This window comes from Wenzhouxiangella sediminis (assembly GCF_003410055.1).
Lineage (GTDB): Bacteria > Pseudomonadota > Gammaproteobacteria > Xanthomonadales > Wenzhouxiangellaceae > Wenzhouxiangella > Wenzhouxiangella sediminis.
This window is the reverse complement of sequence record NZ_QUZK01000052.1, coordinates 88,947-105,036: the sequence shown is the minus strand read 5'-3', so window position 1 is coordinate 105,036 and position 16,090 is coordinate 88,947. Positions and strand designations below refer to the sequence as shown.

Sequence of the window (16,090 nt, the reverse complement as noted above, 5' to 3'; positions counted from 1 at the left end):
CCGTGCTCGTCGCCGAACAGCTCGCCAAGCGCTACAAGGGCCGCGCCGTCGTCCACGGCATGTCCCTGCACGTCGACACCGGCGAGATCGTCGGACTCCTGGGGCCCAACGGGGCCGGCAAGACGACCTGCTTCTACATGGTCGTGGGACTGGTGGCGCCCGACGGCGGCCGCATCGAGCTCGACGATCGCGACATCACCCGCTCGAGCATGAACCAGCGCTCGCGCTACGGCCTGGGCTACCTGCCCCAGGAGGCCTCGATCTTTCGCCGCCTGTCGGTGGCCGACAACATCATGGCCGTGCTTGAACTGCGGCGCGACCTCGACCGAGCCGGCCGCCGGGAGGAACTCGACCGGCTGATGGAGGAGTTCTCGGTGAGCCACCTGGCCGGCCAGTCCGGCATCAGCCTGTCGGGGGGCGAGCGTCGCCGCGTGGAAATCGCCCGCGCGCTGGCGGCCAACCCCTCCTACATCCTCCTCGACGAACCCTTTGCCGGCGTCGACCCGATTTCCGTCGGCGAGATCCAGCACATCGTCAAGCATCTGACCGAACGCGACATCGGCATCCTGATCACCGACCACAACGTGCGCGAGACCCTCGGCATCTGCGACCGCGCCTACATCATCAGCGAAGGGCGCCTGCTGACCCACGGCAGCCCGGAAGCGGTGATGGCCGACGAAAACGTGCGCAACGTCTACCTCGGACGCGAATTCCGGCTGTGACAATCAAAACCGTGCAGCCACGGAAGATCACGGAAGAACACCGAAATTTGCCCCGGACAGTCTGAGAACCCCCTGACGCGTCGGGCCCGGTTCTCGGTAGGGGCAACGGCTCGCGCGATTCCATGACATGCAAAGCCCCCGGGCCAGGGCCTGCCCAGACTTCCTTCTTGTCTACCCGTGCTTTTCCGTGTCTTCCGTGGTTCCCGGTTTGCGGCTCGCCCGAAGCCACCAACTGGCTCGATTCTTGCTTTTGGGCGTAGAATCGAGCCTATGAAACAGGGTGCAAGTCTCCAGCTCAAGCTGGGCCAGAAGCTCAAGCTGGCGCCGCAGTTGCGGCAGGCCATCGCACTGCTGCAGCTCAACCGGGTCGAGCTGCGCCAGACCATCCGCGAGGCGCTCAACACCAACCCCCTGCTCGAGCGCGCCGACGAGCCGCTGGGCGAAAGCGGGGAAGATGCCGGCGGCGACGAGTTCGAAGGCGATCTCGAGGTCGACTACGGCGACGACTACGGATTCGACGATCTGCCCGAAGGCTATTCGGTCAGCTCCGGCCCGGCTCCCAACTACGACGACTTCGTCAGCGACCGCGCCGACGAATCGCTGCAGCACCACCTGCTGTGGCAAGTCAACCTGGCCGGGTTCAGCGAGACCGACGAGGCCATCGCGCGCGCCATCATCTACGCCCTCGACGAGGACGGCTACCTCCACGACGACCTGGCCACCCTGCGCGCCTCGCTGGCGCCGGAGTACCTGGTCAGCATCGAGGAGGTGGCCGCCGTGCTCGAGCGTATCCAGCACTTCGAGCCCATCGGCGTGGCCAGCCGCAGCGTGGGCGAGAGCCTGCTGGTGCAACTCAAGGCCATGCCCTCGAATACACCGGCGCTGGGCCTGGCCTGCCACCTCGTCGAGCGTCACCTCGAGGAACTGGGCAAGCAGGACATCCGGGCCCTCGTACGGGCCACCGGCATGGGCGAGAAGGAAATACACGCCGCGCTGGAGGTCATCCGTCGCTGCAACCCCCATCCCTGTTCCCGCTTCGGCCGCGACGACGAGAACTACATCGTGCCCGACGTCTACGTTCACCCGGCCGAGGACGGCTGGCGGGTCACGCTCAACCCGGATAACGATCCCGGCCTGCAGCTCAACGACATGTACGTGAAACTCGCCAAGCAGGCCCGCGGCGAGGACAAGAAGTATCTCAGCGACCGGCTGCAGGAGGCGCGCTGGCTGATCAGCGGCCTGGAAATGCGCAACCAGACGCTGCAGGCGGTCACGCGCGCGATCGTCGAGCGCCAGCACGGCTTCTTCAGCGAAGGCGAAACCGGCCTTCGGCCGCTGCTCCAGCGCGAAGTCGCCGAGACGATCGGGGTGCACGAATCGACCGTCTCGCGAGCCACCACGGAGAAGTACGCGCATACCCCGCGGGGCACTTTCGAACTCAAGTACTTCTTTTCAGTCGGAATCGATACCCAGGACGGCCAGCAGGTGGCCGCCACGGCGGTCAAGGCGCGGGTACGGCGCCTGATCGGCGAAGAGATGCCGGGCAAGCCGCTCTCCGACCAGGCCCTGGCCGACCGCCTGTCCGAGTCGGGCATCAAGCTGGCCCGGCGCACGGTCGCAAAGTACCGCGAGCAGCTCGGCATCCCCGGATCGGCCCAGCGCCGGCGAGCCGCGAGACTGCAAACGGGCTGAACCCGCTACTGCTACTGTATTAACATTGACTCGTGCAACAAGGAGCAACCTAGATGCAACTCGAAGTCACCGGACAGAACATCGAAATCACCCAGGCCCTGAAGGCCTACATCGCCGAGAAGAGCGAGCGCCTCGAGCGCCACTTCGACAACCTGATCTCGGCCCATTTCGTCCTGCATCTCGAAAAGTTGCAGCACACCGTCGAGGGCACGATCACCGTCGGTGGCCGCACCAATCCGCTCCATGCCGAGGCCCAGGCCGAAGACATGTACGCAGCGATCGATGCCCTTATGGACAAGCTGGATCGGCAGGTCCGCCGGCACAAGGACAAGGTCACGTCCCACCGCAACTCACGCCCGGCCGAGGCCGGCTGACGCGCCGCGGCGCGCGATAAAAGGGGTTCGATCTCATGCAGCTTGTTGACGTGCTCGCGCCCGACCGCATCGCGGTCGACATCTCCGTGTCGAGCAAGAAGACCCTGCTGGAGAAAGCGGCGGAACTTCTGTCCACCGCGCCCGGGAGCGCCGGCTCCCGGGACATCTTCGACAGCCTTTGTCAGCGCGAGCGGCTGGGCTCGACCGGCCTCGGGCACGGCGTGGCCATCCCGCACGGCCGCGTCGACAGCCAGGCCGAGGTATCGGGCGCCATGATCCGTCTCAAGCGTCCGATCGATTTCGACGCGCCCGACCACGAGAAAGTCGACCTGTTCTTCGCCCTGGCCGTGCCCGGGCAGTGTACGGACACTCACCTGCGGCTGCTCGCCGAAATGGCCGAACGACTCGGCCGGGAGTCGCAGCGCCACGCGTTGCGCACCATCGACGACCCCGACGAGTTGCTGCGCTTGCTGTCGACCAGCCCGGCCGACGCCCAGGCGCAATGACCCAGCGCGTTACGCCGGCCGAACTCTACGAGCAGTTCTCCGACCGCCTGGACCTGCGCTGGGTCTGCGGCAAGTCAGAGGCCGGCAAGCGCAACCTCGAGCCAACGGGTTTCCATTCCCGCCCCTCCCTGGTCGGGTTTCTGACGCCGATTCATTCCACCCGCATCCAGGTCATCGGTCGCGAGGAATTCGACTGGCTCGAGGGTCTGGATTCGAGAACGCGCTGGGAGACACTGGCGCGCATCATGGACGATCAGCCGGCAGCCATCATCGTGGCCAACGGCCTGGAAGTCGCCGACGACCTGGCCAAGCTGGCACGCGAGAACGATACGCCCCTGCTGACCTCCAGCCAGAACGACTGGGAGCTGGTCAATTTCCTCGAATACCAGATTTCACGCCGCCTGGCCGCCCGCGAGACCCTGCACGGCGTGTTCATGGAAATCTTCACCATCGGGGTGCTGATCACCGGGGAGTCGGGTACCGGCAAGAGCGAACTGGCGCTGGAACTCCTGACCCGCGGTCATCGCCTGATCGCCGACGACGCGCCCGAATTCACCCAGCTCACGCCCGACATCATCGAGGGCTCCTGCCCGCCGGTGCTCAAGGAGTGCCTCGAGGTACGCGGCCTGGGCATCCTCAACATCCGCCGCATGTTCGGGGATGCCGCGATCAAGGCCAGCAAGTACCTGCGGCTGATCATCCACCTGCACCTGCCCCGGCCCGACGAAACCGAGGCCGACCGCCTCCAGGGCGACGATACCCAGCGCGAGGTGCTCGACCTCAGGATTCCCCAGATCAACCTGCCCGTTCTGGCCGGGCGCAACATGGCGGTGATCGCCGAAGCCGCAGTGCGTGATTTCATGCTTCGGATGAAGGGCTTCGACGCGGCGGCCGAATTCGTCGAACGTCACGGCCGCCTGCTCGCCGACAAGCAATGACCAGCCCGCTGATCATCATTTCCGGACTGTCGGGCAGCGGCAAGACCGTCGCCCTGCACGCCCTGGAGGACCTGGGCTACTACTGCGTGGACAACCTGCCGGGCGGCCTGCTGCCGGAACTGGCGCGCGAGGTGCGAAGCCAGCCCGATCGCTATCCGCGCGTGGCCATCGGCATCGACGCCCGCAGCGGCCCGGAGGGCCTCGAGCGCATGCCCGAACTGCTCGATTCACTGCCCGGCGACCGCCCTTTCCAGCTGCTTTTCCTGGACACCGACGAGAAGGTTCTCGTGCGCCGCTTCAGCGAGACGCGCCGCCGCCACCCTCTGAGCGACCTCGGCGGCGTGGAGACGGCCATCGCCGCCGAACGCCAGCTGCTCGAGCCCATCCGCGAGAAAGCCGACTGGATCATCGACACCTCCGAGAGCAATATTCACCAGCTCCGTCGCCAGGTCTGGCGCGCCATCGGCGTGACCGAAAACGAGTCCGTCCAGTCGCTGGTGCTCGAGTCCTTCGCCTTCAAGAGAGGCGTGCCGCGCGATGTGGACATGGTCTTCGACGCGCGCTGCCTGCCCAATCCGCACTGGCAGCCGGGCCTTCGCGCCCACACCGGCCTGGAGGAACAGGTGCGCGAGTACCTTGAATCGCACCCCATCGTCGACGAGTTCTGCGGCGATATCCTGGCCTTCGTGCGGCGCTGGTTGCCGGCGCTGGCCGAAGACCAGCGCAGCCTGGTCACCGTGGCCATCGGCTGCACCGGCGGCCAGCATCGCTCGGTCTACATCGTCGACCGCATCGCCCGCGAACTGCGCGAGGAAGGCGTTCGCGTGCTCGTCAGCCACCGGGAGCTGGAGCAGTGACCGGCATCATTCTCGTCACCCACGACGCCCTGGGTGAAGCCGTCCGGCGCGAGGCCGAGAACATCCTCGACCGGCCGGTTGCGTTGACGACCGTGGCCGTGAGCTACCGCGCCGACGTGGAGGAAACGCTCGCGGCCCTGCGCATCGCCGTGGCCACCGGCGCCGATGCCCAGGGTGCCGTGGTGCTCACCGACCTGCCCGGCGCCACCCCGCACAACCTCGCCAACCAGGCCGCCGAAGAGCACGGCATCCCGGTGGTGTCGGGGCTCAACCTGCCGATGCTGCTCAAGACGATCAACCACGCCGACAAGCCGCCTGCCGAACTGGCCGCGCTGGCCGCCGACGGCGGGTCGCAAGGGATCGTGCGGGCATGAAGGAAGTCGAGCTCGAACTGATCAACCGACTCGGCCTGCACGCCCGGGCGGCCAGCAAGGTCGTGCAGACGGCTTCGAGATTCGACAGCCAGGTCTGGCTGAGCCACCGCGGCAAACGCGTCAATGCCAAGTCCATCATGGGCGTGCTGTTGCTGGCGGCACCCTGCGGCAGCCGACTGACGCTGGAAGTCGACGGCTCCGATGAAAACGAGGCTGCCGAGGCCATCGCGGGCCTGGTCGCCGACCGTTTCGGAGAAGGCGAATGAGCCTGACCCTGACCGGCATCGGCGTCACCGCGGGCATTGCGCTGGGCAAGGTGCACCGGCTCACGCCGGGCGAACTCGCCCTGCCCGAATACCACCTCGAGGCCGATGCCGTCGAAGCCGAGGTCGAACGGGTGCGCCGCGCCGTCAAGCGCGGCGACGACTTTCTTTCGGGCGTACTCGACCGCGTCGGCGAGTCGGGGGGCGAGACCGCACGCGAATTGCTCGAGGCGCACCGCCTGATCCTGCAGGATCCGATGCTGGTCGAGTCGGCCTGCGACCGCATCCGCGAGAACCGCATCAACGCCGAGTGGTCGCTTGCGCAGCAGGCCGACCAGCTGCGTGAGGAGTTCAGGCGACTGGACGACGAATATCTCGCCCTCAGGCGCGAAGACCTCGAGCAGGTCGTCAGCCTGATCCAGCGCGAACTCGCCGACCAGCCCTCGGCCCTGTTCAGCACCCAGGTGCCGCACCGTCTCGACGACACCATCCTGATCGCCGCCGAACTGACGCCGGCCGACCTGACCATCCTCAGCCAGCGCCGCGTGGCGGGCCTGGTGACCGAACACGGTGGTCCGTGGTCACACACGGCCATCCTCGCCCGAAGCCTGGAGATTCCAATGGTCGTCGGCGTGCACCACGCCCTGGATCTGCTGACCGAAGGCGAATCGGTGGTCCTCGACGGCCACTACGGCGCCGTGCTGGTCAATCCCGACGACAACCTGCAGCGCCACTACGCCGAGAAACAGTCCACCAGCCAGCGCCACCGCAGCGAACTGAAGCGCTTCATCGCCCGGCCGTCGCGAACGGGCGACGGCAAGCACTTCCAGGTTCACGGCAACGCCGAGCTGCCGATCGAGTTCGAGCGCTGCATGGACGCCGGCGTGGACGGCATCGGCCTGATGCGCACCGAATACCTGTTCCTCGACCACCGCATTCCCGACGAGCAGACCCAGTACCGGGCCTACCGCAACGCCATCCGAGCGATGGGCGGCAAGCCGGTGACGATCCGAACACTCGACGCCGGCGGCGACAAACTGCCCGATTCGCTCTCGCTCACGCGCGGCCCCAATCCCGCCCTGGGCCTGCGCGGATTGCGCCTGTCGCTGTCGGTCACCGACCTGTTCCGGGACCAGCTGCGCGCCATCCTTCGCGCCTCTGCCGAAGGCCCGGTTCGTATCCTCCTGCCAATGCTCACCAACGTCGAGGAAATCGCCCAGGCCCGCCAGCTCATTGCCGAGTGCCGCGAACAGTTGCGCGGCGAGGGTCTGAACATCGACCCCGAGTTGCCGGTCGGGGGCATGATCGAAACGCCCGCGGCGGCACTCAACGTCGATGCCATGGCCACCGAACTGGACTTCCTGTCGGTCGGCACCAACGACCTGATCCAGTATGTCCTGGCCATCGACCGTCAGGACGAACTGGTCAGCTACTTGTACGACCCGGCCCACCCGGCGATCGTCGAACTACTGGACCGCATCGTCCGGATCGGCCGCCGCCATGAACTGGAAGTCACCGTCTGCGGCGAACTGGCCGGCGACGAGCGCGCCGCCCGGCTGCTGCTGGGCCTGGGCGTTACTCATTTCAGCATGCCGCCGGCTCGCGTGGCAGCGGTCAAGAAGAGCATGATCGAAGCCAGCGCGAAGCGCTGCCGTGAAATCGTGGAGCGCTTCCGTTCCAGCGGCGACCAGCGCGGCGACAAGTTGCTCGAGAGACTTCGGCACAAGGGCGGATCCTGACAGCCGCATGCGGATCCTCTACCTGACGCTCGAGCCGCCCCTGCATGCGGACAAGGTCGCCACCGGCAACCAGCTGCGTGCGGCCATGCTCGCCGACGCGCTGGGCCGCGCCGGCCACGAAGTCGTCCAGCACGACCAGGCGCAGTGGACGCCGCGCGAGATGGCGCGTCGGATCGAGGCGGCGAAGCCGGACGCCGTGCTGCTCGGCTACTGGCAGCTGGCCGAGCACTTGCCGGCGAAAGCCGCTCCACCGGTCGTCGTCGACTGCATCGCGCCGCGTCCGCTCGAGGAGCATTTCGTCGACCCGATGGCCACGGCCGCATTCATCCGGCGCTACACCCGCGCCCTGTCCCGGGCCGGCCTGCTCCTGGTCGGAAACGCCCGCCAGCGGACCCTGCTGGCCGCCTGGCTGCTCGCTGCCGGCGAGGACCTGCGGGCAAGCGTCCCGATCGCCGAAGTGCCACTGGCGGTCGAACCCCCGCCACAAGCTCGCCAGGATCACCGCTCGCCGCTGGTGCTGGTCACCGGCGGCCAGGACTGGCCCTGGCGGGAAGCGACCGACTGGTTGAGCGGGCTCATCGCCCCCGAGCAACGCGGGCGCGCCGAGCTGCATCATTTCGGCTCGGCCGAAATCGGGACCGAAGCGGTCGAACACGGCCTGGCTTCGTGGCGTCAGTGGCAGGAATTTCTCGGACGGCAGGCACATATCGGCGTCGAGCTCTCCGAAGCGAACTTCGAGCGCGAGCTGGCGCAGCCTTTTCGAATCGCCTCCTTCCTGCAGGCCGGGCTGCCGGTTCTGGTCAACGACTACCTGCCCATCGCCGAGCTGGTGCGCGAGTATCAAGCCGGCTGGGTGGTCGATTCCCGCCGCGCTGCACGCGACGCCGTCGCCGAATCGGTCGATCGGCCCGAAGCCTGGCTCGCCCGGGCCCGCGGCGCGCATCGTCTGGCCCGGGAACGATTCAACCCCGAAGACTGCTGCCGACCGCTGGTCGAGTGGCTCAAGTCCCCGCGGAGGCCGCAGAGACGTTTCAGCTCCGCCGCCGAGGCGACGCCCGCGGAAAGGCCGCCCTCGCCGAGCCGCATGGGCCGGATCGCGCAGCGACTGTTGCAGCCTCTACGTCGCGAAGTCTCCGGCGACGGCGTGGTCGTGATCACGCGCAAGGATCTGTTCCCGTCCGACCACGGCGCCGCGGTGAAGATCTTAGAGACCGCCCGCGGCCTGGCACGGCTCGGACGCGAGGTTGCCATCGTCACGGCCGATCGCAGCCGCTACTGGCGGGTCGCGCCGGAAGCGATTCACGAAGCGCCGCTGCCCTTCTGGCTGCGCCTGCTGGCCCTGCCCAGGGCGGTCAGCCACATCGTTCATCGTCTGCGCGGCCTGCCGGCCAGCAATGCGTTCCTGTACTGGCCGCTTTACGACCCGGGCTACGGCCTTCGCGCCGCCTGGGTGGGTCGCCGGATCGGCGCCTCGGTGACGCTGGCGGAATTTCCGGGCTATGCCCAGCCCGCGCGCATCTGCCGCATGCTCAACGCCGGGCGGGCCGTGCTGGCCGAACACAACGTCGAATACCGGCGCCTGGCCGAGCAGCTGCCCCATCTGTCCAGCCGGGCCTTCGAGAAGCTGAAGGCGAGCGAGCTGCAGCTGGCCGGCCGCATGGATGCCGTGGTCTGCGTATCCGATCGCGATCGCGCCGCGCTCATCGCCGACGGGCTTGCGGCAAGACGGCAGGTCACCATTCCGCACGGCGTCGACCTGCCCGCCTTCGATGCCGCGCCGGCCGCCGACCTTGCGGCTGAATTCGACCTCGACCCGGACCGGCCCGTGCTCGTCTATCACGGCACCTTCTCCTATCCGCCCAACCGCCAGGCGCTGAAGCTGCTCGTCGAAGATATCCTGCCCCGGCTGGCGAGGCTGGGGCACCGGGTTCAGGTTCTGGGCATCGGTCGCGATGCGCCGCCGGAAATCGCCCACCCCGACCTGCGCCTGCCCGGCAGCGTGCGGGAACTGGCGGGGCCGCTCAAGGCCTGCGACATCGCCGTGGTTCCCCTCACCTCCGGCGGCGGCACGCGCATGAAGATCCTCGACTACTTCGCCGCGGGCCTGCCGGTGGTCAGCACGACCAAGGGCTGCGAAGGCCTGCCCGTCACCGATGACGAACAGCTGCTGATCCGCGACGACTGGGACGAGTTCGCGCGGGCCGTGGCGGACTTGCTGGACAACGACGACCGCCGCCGGGCTCTCGGCGAAGCCGGCCACGAAATGGCGCGAAGCCTGAGCTGGCAGGAGATCGCCGTGCGCTACGACCGGTTGTTTCGGGAACTGGATTAGGTTTCAGGGATTCATGCCCGTCGCCCCGGACTTGATCCGGGGCCTTTCATCGAATGGCGGCTTCGTTTGGGAGGTCCCGGCTTTTCAGGTTTCAGGTTTCAGGTTTCAGGTTTCAGGAAGAGACTAGGGGTTCCGGGTTCGGGGTTCCGGAAAGGCGGGATTTGGTGGTGCGTAGGGATTTGGGAACGGCTTTGCCAACCAGACAACGGTTCGGGTCCGTACCAATCTTGGACGACCCGCGCCTGTTTATGCGCACGCTTTGCGCCTTACTCGGGAGTCAACCGTTGGCTGGATCACTCACCTCGGACTTGGCACCGTCATCACGCCCGCGAATCAGATAAGCGTGGTATTCGGGATGCTGCTGCTCTAGCTTCGAGACAAGCGATTGATACATTCTGGAATGCGACTTGCCGCGCCATTCCATGTAGCCGTCCAGAGCGCTCAACTGTCCCTCGAGCACGACTTGGATCTGCTGGCGCAGACCATCGCGATCATTCTGGTTGAGGGCGTGGAGCAAATTGGAGTTATGCATCGCAATACGCACATCCATCGCCTCGCGCATTTCACGCTCATTCACGTACAACATGGCACTGACGGCCGTGCTCGCAGCCAGTGCCAAGGTGGCGAAGACCCAGATAATTCGTTCTACTTTCATGGACATAAAATCCGCCAAGCCGGAGTGGAAGTTACCACGAAATAATTAATGCTCTCAACCGGAACCCCATTGAGCTCGACTCATGCGAGCGCACCGGCCCAGCCTTCGGTATCGATCGGGGCGCTTTAACTCGTGACGTCGTCGCGGACGTATTTCGGCTCCAGTTCCCAGGCGGGGACCGGGTCGACGGTGTCGGCCAATGCCAGGACGCTGCGGGCGTCAGGCCAGATGTCCGGATGCTTCGCGGAGACCTTGCCGGTGAGAACGCTTTCGAGCACATCGCCGTAGCTCGCCAGGCCGGAGCCGGCGGCGAGCCAGGGGCCGTCATGGGGCAGTTCGAGCTTTGCCGGCGGCACCACGACCTCCGCGCCGATCGGATGGTGAACGCCTTCTCGGCCCTCGAAGAACCCGGCGTAGACTTCCGACATGCGTGCGTCCAGGACGGCGAGGACGTGGTCGGCACGGCCCTCGGGGTCGGCGGCGCGGGCGAGCGCGGCAAGGGTCGAGACGGCGTGGATGGGCAGGCCATGGGCGAGCGCGATGCCCTGGGCCACGCCCAGTCCGATGCGCAGACTGGTGAATCCGCCGGGGCCGCGCGAGACGGCCAGGGCGTCGAGATCGCCGAAGCCCAGGCCGCGCTCGGCGAGCAGCTCCCGGATCCAGGGAATGAGCAACTCGGCGTGGCGGCGCGGCGCCAGTTCCTCGCGCAGGCTGACCTCGCCGTCGACATCCAGCGCCACGGAGCAGAAATCGGTGGCTGTCTCCAGTCCCAGCCGATTCATGCCGCCAACCTCTCGCGCAGGAACTCCGCGGCCTCGGCGGCACTGTGCGCGCGGGTCATCGGCGGCAGGCTCTTGAGGAAAAGCCGGCCGTAGGGTTTCTGCGTGATGCGCGGATCACCCAGGACCAGCACGCCGAAATCGTTCCACTGCCGGATCAGCCGGCCGGCGCCCTGCTTGAGCGCCAGCACGGCCTGGGGCAGCTGAACGGTGGTAAACGGGTTCTCCCCCGACTCGCGCACGGCCTTGAGCGTCGCCTCCAGCACCGGGTCGTCGGGCGCGGCGAAGGGCAGCTTGTCGATCACCACGATGCTCAGCGCCTGGCCGGGCACGTCGACCCCTTCCCAGAAGCTGGCGGCGCCGAGCAGCAGGCTGTTCGGCGTCGTGCGGAATCGCTCGAGCAGCACATGGCGCGGCGCGTCTTCCTGGATGAGCAGGTTGAAATCGGTGTGCGCCCGCAGCCAATGCGCCGCTCGCTGCAGGGCCCGATGAGCGGTGAACAGAAGAAAGCCCCGCCCTCCGGCGGCGCGCACCAGGGGCATGACTTCCTCGAGCAGGCGCTCGGTGTGGGCCGGATCGCGCGGCTCGGGCAGGTTCTCGGGAATCCACAGCCGCGTCTGCTCGGGATAGTCGAAGGGGCTTTCCACGACCAGCTCCTCGGCCGAGTCCAGCCCGAGCCGGCGCGTGAAATGCTCGAAACGGCCGTTGACCGCCAGGGTCGCGGAGGTCATCACCCAGGTCGCCGGCACACGCTCGCGCAGTTCGGTCAGCGGCGCGGCCACGTCCAGCGGCGTGAGATTGAGCTGGAAGCGCCCCTGGCGGCTGCTGAACCAGCGCACGTAGCCTTCCTTGCCTTCCAGAAAGGCGTGCAGGCCGTCGTGCAAAGCGACCGCGCGATCGGAGCAATTGGAAAGGTCTCGCGTGCGCTCGGCGAGCGGATCAAGGGCTCGCGACAGGTCGTTGAGCGCGCGCGAAAGCACGTGAAACTCGTCCAGGCAATCGCGCAGCGCCGAATACTCACCCCGGCGCGGCAGGTCGACGCAGGCGCTCACCGCCTGTTCGAGCGCGGCGCGCAGGTTGGCCACGGGCGACTGCAGCAGCCTCAGGCTGCCCGCCGCGCCGGCGCTGGCGGCCAGCGTATCGCGGGCCAGCTCGCGGACCTGCCAGGCGCTGATCCCGCGCGAGAAAAACCGCATGGCGGTGTCGGGCACCTGGTGCGCTTCGTCGATGACCACCGTGTCGGCGCCCGGCAGCACCTCGCCGAAGCCGGTCTGCTTGAGCGCCATGTCGGCGAACAGCAGATGATGATTGACCACCACGACGTCCGCCTCCTGGGCCTGCCTTCGCGCATGGACCAGGTGACAGTCGGACAGGAAAGGACACTCGCTGCCGAGACAGTTGTCCTGCGTGGAAGTCACCAGGGGCCAGGTGCGCGAGCCCGAGGGGATGTCGTCGATTTCGCTGATCTCCCCGCTGTTGGTGTGCCGGGCCCAGCGCTGGACGATGCGCAGTTCGTCCATGACGTCGTCGAACAGTTCCGGTTCGGAGATGTGACGCTCGAGCCGGTGAAGGCACAGATAGTTGGCCCGACCCTTCAGCAGCGCCACCTTGCGCTCCACGCCCAGCGCCTTGAGCGCCAGCGGCAGGTCGCGACGGAAGAGCTGGTCCTGCAGGTTGAGGGTGCCGGTCGAGATGATCGTGCGCTCGCCCCGCAGCAACACAGGCACCAGGTAGGCCAGGGTCTTGCCGGTGCCGGTGGCCGCCTCGGCGACCAGGTCCTGTCCACCCTGGAGACAGTGATCGATGGTTTCCGCCAGCCTCAGCTGCCCTTCGCGAGGGCGAAAGTCAGGCAAGGCGCCGGCCAGCGCACCCTCGGGACCGAAGAGGTTGGTGAGGGATTCGCTCATCCGGTCGCAGTCAGGGCACAAGCCACGATCAGTAGCGCTCGGGCGGCTCGACGGGACAGATCTCGACGCGCTCGCGCGCCTGGGCGGCCTTGATCACGTCGCCGTCGCGCTCTCGCGCCAGCGCCATCGTGCGCCAGTTGCGCCGGCAGATATCACCGACCTGCGGGCCCAGTTCCCAGGAACGCATGGCGTAGCTTTCCGCCTGCTCCCACCGGCCGCGGGAGAGCTGCAGTTCGGCCATCCGCTGCAACAGTTCAGGGTCGCGATCCTCGATGCGAAGGGCGCGCTCGAGCAGGCTCTCGGCGCGATCGAAATCGCCCTCGGAACGAGCGGCCTCGGCGGCCTTCTCGAGCTCGCGAACGGCCGGGTTGCGCAATGGATAGACCTGCAGCCCGCGCGGCTCTCCGCCGCCTTCCGGGGCGCGCACCTGCTCGGCGATCTCCGGATCGTCCAGGGTCGGCTGCCAGGGTGCACAGGCGGCCAGCAGAAGGACCGCCAGAATGGTCAGCCCGAAAATCGGGAAACGGGTGATTCCGGCCTTCATTGAAATGCTCGACGCGTCATGTCAAAACCGCAGTCAATGGTACTAGGAATGCGTTGATCGCTGAACAATGCGGTCGCGTCAACGACCGAAGGGCCAGATTCCGCGCTTTTCCAGGCAATCGGAAAGTGTCTCGGGCTGACTGCCGGCGATGAAGGGCACGGCCACGGCGCCCTCGCAGTGTTCGGCGGCCAGGCGCGCGTGCGGCCAATCCACCCAGAACCACTCGACGCTGTCCGGCCAGCCGGGGCGAACCGCACGCGTGGGCAGCTCGTCGAACAAACCGGCCCAGACCGGCAGAGCGGTGCTGGCACCCCCCACGCCGGCGGGCCGATTGTCGTCGCGGCCGGTCCAGACCACGCCCAGCCAGTCGCTCGTGTAGCCCACGAACCAGGCATCGCGCCGGTCGTTGGTGGTGCCGGTCTTGCCGCGCACCCCCGGATCGTCAGCCAGCATGCCCGCCAGCGATCGGCCGGTCCCGTGGGTGACCACCCGCCGCAGGGCGAAATCCAGCAGCGCCAGGGACTCGCGCTGGGGCAGCGGCTTGAGTCGGAGCGGATAGCGGGCGATCGTCTTGCCGTCGCGATCGACGACCTCTCGCACCGCCCGGATCGGGGCGCTGTAGCCTTCCGCCGCGATGGGCTGGTAAAGCTGGGCGACCTGCAGCGGCGTGAGACTCACGGCGCCGAGAAAAGCGGCCGGGTGTGCCTCGCGGCCCGGCTCGACGCCGAGTCGGCGCATCAGGTCGAACAGGGCATCCACGCCCACGGCCATGCCGATCCGGACGCTGGCCTGATTGTAGGACTGAGCCAGCGCTTCGAGCAGCGGCACCGTACCGTGGCTGACGCCATCGTAGTTGACCGGCTGCCAGGGCCCGGAACCGGGGATATCGACCGTCAGCGCTTCATCCTCCACCGGCGTGACCAGGGTGAAGCGGTCCGGACGCGATAGCGCCAGCAGGTAGACCAGGGGCTTGATGACCGAGCCGACCGGGCGGCGGGCGTCCAGCGCGCGATTGAAGCCGCGCCTTCCGCGCACCCGATCCCCCACCAGGGCGCGCACTTCGCCGTCACCGGGCTCGACCAGGACGATGGCGCCCTGCAGCGAATCGGGCTCGCGCTCGACGCCGGACAGCCCCTCGGCCAGGGCCGTCTCCGCCCGGCGCTGCGCCGAAGGCGACAGCGTGGTGAACACACGCAGCCCGGTGCCGCGCAGGTCGGCGTCGCGGTAATCGGCCCGGAGCTGACGCCCGACCAGGTCCATGAAAGCACCGTACTGGCTGGCCCCGGACCGAAGCGAAGGTCGAAGGCCCAGGCCGGCGGCCTGCTGACGGCGAAGCGTGTTCTCGTCGATCAGGCCGGTCTCGTGGAACATCGCCAGGACGAGATCGCGACGCTCCCGTGCACGCCCGGGATTGCGCAGCGGGTGGTACCAGGACGCGCCGCGCACCATGCCCACGAGCAGCGCGATCTGGCCGGCGTCGAGCGCTTCGACCGGCTGCCCGAAATAGTATTCCGCGGCCCGGCCGAAGCCGTGGATGGCGCGCCGACCGTCCTGGCCCAGGTAGACCTCGTTGAGCCAGGCCTCGAGGATCTCCGCCTTGGAGAATCGCAGCTCCAGGCTGACGGCCATGATCGCCTCGTTGAACTTGCGCAGGAGGCTGCGCTCGGGCGACAGGAACAGGTTCTTGACGAGCTGCTGGGTGATCGTGCTGCCGCCCTGCACTACCCGTCCGGCGCGCAGGTTGGCCCACATTGCCCGCGCCAGCCCCACCGGGTCGACACCGAAGTGGTGCTTGAAGCGACGGTCCTCGACGGCCTGCGCGCCGGCGACCAGCAGCGGAGGGTATTCCTCGATGGCCAGCGGGGTACGCACGCGGTCGTCCAGGGGCAGGATGCGCCCGAGTTCGGCCGGCGGCAGTCGCAACACCGTGGTCTCCCCGCGCAGGTCGACCCGGCCGCCGTTCAGGTTCAACGACGCGCGCCGGGCGTCCTGTCGTCCGTCGGGAAAGTCGAAAGCCGGCAGGTGCAGTTCGATTCGCTCGCCGTCGACCCGGAAACGCCCGGCCCGGGCGGGCGAGCCGGCCCGCAGACCGGCGGCTTCGAGTTCGACAAGCAGGTCACGGCGCGACAGCAGCAGTCCGTCGTGCAACTCGAGGGGGCGGGCGTAGACCCGGCTGGCTTCGGCCAGGTGCCGATCGGCGAAGCGCAGGGATACCTCTCGATCGAGCCACCATACCCAGGGGCCGAACAGCCCCAGCGCCAGGCCCAGCACGAACAGCAGCGGACGCAGCAGCCAGCGCGACCAGCGGCGGGCGCCGCTGCGCTTCTTTGCGGAACGTGATTTACGGCTGCGCCGTGGCTTGCGGGCCATACGCGAGATGACAGAACACCATGGTTGAACGATAATTG

At 67.6% G+C, this 16,090-nt stretch carries 15 protein-coding genes; 10 read left to right on the top strand and 5 right to left on the bottom strand.

Going from position 1 to position 16,090, the window contains the following annotated elements:
• Positions 1–2 precede the first annotated feature (2 nt).
• The 10 genes from lptB (at position 3) to DZC52_RS14725 (ending at position 9,797) form a co-directional block, all read left to right on the top strand.
• Entirely contained in the window at positions 3–722 is a 720-nt protein-coding gene (gene lptB / locus DZC52_RS14770; protein WP_116651920.1) for an LPS export ABC transporter ATP-binding protein, read from the top strand.
• A 270-nt stretch (positions 723–992) separates the two neighbouring features.
• A complete protein-coding gene (locus DZC52_RS14765; RefSeq protein WP_116651919.1) occupies positions 993–2,414 on the top strand; it encodes an RNA polymerase factor sigma-54 in 1,422 nt (473 codons plus the stop codon).
• A gap of 53 nt (positions 2,415–2,467) precedes the next feature.
• On the top strand, positions 2,468–2,788 hold the full coding sequence (gene hpf / locus DZC52_RS14760) for a ribosome hibernation-promoting factor, HPF/YfiA family (protein WP_116651918.1): 321 nt from the start codon (positions 2,468–2,470) through the stop codon (positions 2,786–2,788).
• Between the two features lie 35 nt (positions 2,789–2,823).
• Positions 2,824–3,294, top strand: a complete 471-nt coding sequence (locus DZC52_RS14755; RefSeq protein ID WP_116651917.1) for a PTS sugar transporter subunit IIA — start codon at positions 2,824–2,826, stop codon at positions 3,292–3,294.
• Complete coding sequence (gene hprK, locus DZC52_RS14750) at positions 3,291–4,232, top strand: HPr(Ser) kinase/phosphatase (protein WP_116651916.1); 942 nt, start codon at positions 3,291–3,293, stop codon at positions 4,230–4,232. The genes DZC52_RS14755 and hprK overlap by 4 nt, the downstream gene beginning before the upstream one ends.
• Entirely contained in the window at positions 4,229–5,089 is an 861-nt protein-coding gene (gene rapZ, locus DZC52_RS14745) for an RNase adapter RapZ (protein ID WP_116651915.1), read from the top strand. Before hprK ends, rapZ begins: the two co-directional genes overlap by 4 nt.
• On the top strand, positions 5,086–5,463 hold the full coding sequence (locus DZC52_RS14740) for a PTS sugar transporter subunit IIA (RefSeq protein ID WP_181918975.1): 378 nt from the start codon (positions 5,086–5,088) through the stop codon (positions 5,461–5,463). The genes rapZ and DZC52_RS14740 overlap by 4 nt, the downstream gene beginning before the upstream one ends.
• Positions 5,460–5,729 (top strand): HPr family phosphocarrier protein, encoded by a 270-nt coding sequence (locus tag DZC52_RS14735; protein ID WP_116651913.1) that lies wholly within the window; start codon positions 5,460–5,462, stop codon positions 5,727–5,729. Before DZC52_RS14740 ends, DZC52_RS14735 begins: the two co-directional genes overlap by 4 nt.
• Complete coding sequence (gene ptsP, locus DZC52_RS14730) at positions 5,726–7,465, top strand: phosphoenolpyruvate--protein phosphotransferase (protein ID WP_116651912.1); 1,740 nt, start codon at positions 5,726–5,728, stop codon at positions 7,463–7,465. Before DZC52_RS14735 ends, ptsP begins: the two co-directional genes overlap by 4 nt.
• Before the next feature lie 7 nt (positions 7,466–7,472).
• On the top strand, positions 7,473–9,797 hold the full coding sequence (locus DZC52_RS14725; RefSeq protein WP_116651911.1) for a glycosyltransferase: 2,325 nt from the start codon (positions 7,473–7,475) through the stop codon (positions 9,795–9,797).
• Positions 9,798–10,074: 277 nt separating this feature from the next.
• On the opposite strand, the gene DZC52_RS14720 is transcribed toward DZC52_RS14725, so the two are convergent.
• The 5 genes from DZC52_RS14720 to mrcB form a co-directional block, all read right to left on the bottom strand.
• Entirely contained in the window at positions 10,075–10,452 is a 378-nt protein-coding gene (locus DZC52_RS14720) for a hypothetical protein (RefSeq protein WP_147307729.1), read from the bottom strand.
• Between the two features lie 125 nt (positions 10,453–10,577).
• The gene (tsaB, locus tag DZC52_RS14715; RefSeq protein ID WP_116651909.1) at positions 10,578–11,234 is read right to left on the bottom strand and encodes a tRNA (adenosine(37)-N6)-threonylcarbamoyltransferase complex dimerization subunit type 1 TsaB; all 657 of its coding nucleotides are present in this window, start codon (positions 11,232–11,234) and stop codon (positions 10,578–10,580) included.
• Entirely contained in the window at positions 11,231–13,138 is a 1,908-nt protein-coding gene (yoaA, locus tag DZC52_RS14710) for a DNA repair helicase YoaA (RefSeq protein WP_116651908.1), read from the bottom strand. Before yoaA ends, tsaB begins: the two co-directional genes overlap by 4 nt.
• Positions 13,139–13,166: 28 nt before the next feature.
• On the bottom strand, positions 13,167–13,682 hold the full coding sequence (locus DZC52_RS14705) for a tetratricopeptide repeat protein (RefSeq protein ID WP_116651907.1): 516 nt from the start codon (positions 13,680–13,682) through the stop codon (positions 13,167–13,169).
• 78 nt (positions 13,683–13,760) lie between these two features.
• Positions 13,761–16,052 carry a penicillin-binding protein 1B gene (gene mrcB, locus DZC52_RS14700; protein ID WP_116651906.1) on the bottom strand — a complete coding sequence of 764 codons (2,292 nt, stop codon included), beginning with the start codon at positions 16,050–16,052 and terminating at the stop codon, positions 13,761–13,763.
• Positions 16,053–16,090 lie beyond the last annotated feature (38 nt).

Bases quoted from the DNA above. Each gene is read 5' to 3' on its own strand.
- mrcB (WP_116651906.1), bottom strand. From the start codon at position 16,052: ATGGCCCGCAAGCCACGGCGCAGCCGTAAATCACGTTCCGCAAAGAAG.
- DZC52_RS14765 (WP_116651919.1), top strand. From the start codon at position 993: ATGAAACAGGGTGCAAGTCTCCAGCTCAAGCTGGGCCAGAAGCTCAAG.
- DZC52_RS14705 (WP_116651907.1), bottom strand. From the start codon at position 13,682: ATGAAGGCCGGAATCACCCGTTTCCCGATTTTCGGGCTGACCATTCTG.
- DZC52_RS14735 (WP_116651913.1), top strand. From the start codon at position 5,460: ATGAAGGAAGTCGAGCTCGAACTGATCAACCGACTCGGCCTGCACGCC.
- DZC52_RS14755 (WP_116651917.1), top strand. From the start codon at position 2,824: ATGCAGCTTGTTGACGTGCTCGCGCCCGACCGCATCGCGGTCGACATC.
- yoaA (WP_116651908.1), bottom strand. From the start codon at position 13,138: ATGAGCGAATCCCTCACCAACCTCTTCGGTCCCGAGGGTGCGCTGGCC.
- hprK (WP_116651916.1), top strand. From the start codon at position 3,291: ATGACCCAGCGCGTTACGCCGGCCGAACTCTACGAGCAGTTCTCCGAC.
- rapZ (WP_116651915.1), top strand. From the start codon at position 4,229: ATGACCAGCCCGCTGATCATCATTTCCGGACTGTCGGGCAGCGGCAAG.
- ptsP (WP_116651912.1), top strand. From the start codon at position 5,726: ATGAGCCTGACCCTGACCGGCATCGGCGTCACCGCGGGCATTGCGCTG.
- hpf (WP_116651918.1), top strand. From the start codon at position 2,468: ATGCAACTCGAAGTCACCGGACAGAACATCGAAATCACCCAGGCCCTG.
- DZC52_RS14720 (WP_147307729.1), bottom strand. From the start codon at position 10,452: ATGAAAGTAGAACGAATTATCTGGGTCTTCGCCACCTTGGCACTGGCT.
- DZC52_RS14725 (WP_116651911.1), top strand. From the start codon at position 7,473: ATGCGGATCCTCTACCTGACGCTCGAGCCGCCCCTGCATGCGGACAAG.
- tsaB (WP_116651909.1), bottom strand. From the start codon at position 11,234: ATGAATCGGCTGGGACTGGAGACAGCCACCGATTTCTGCTCCGTGGCG.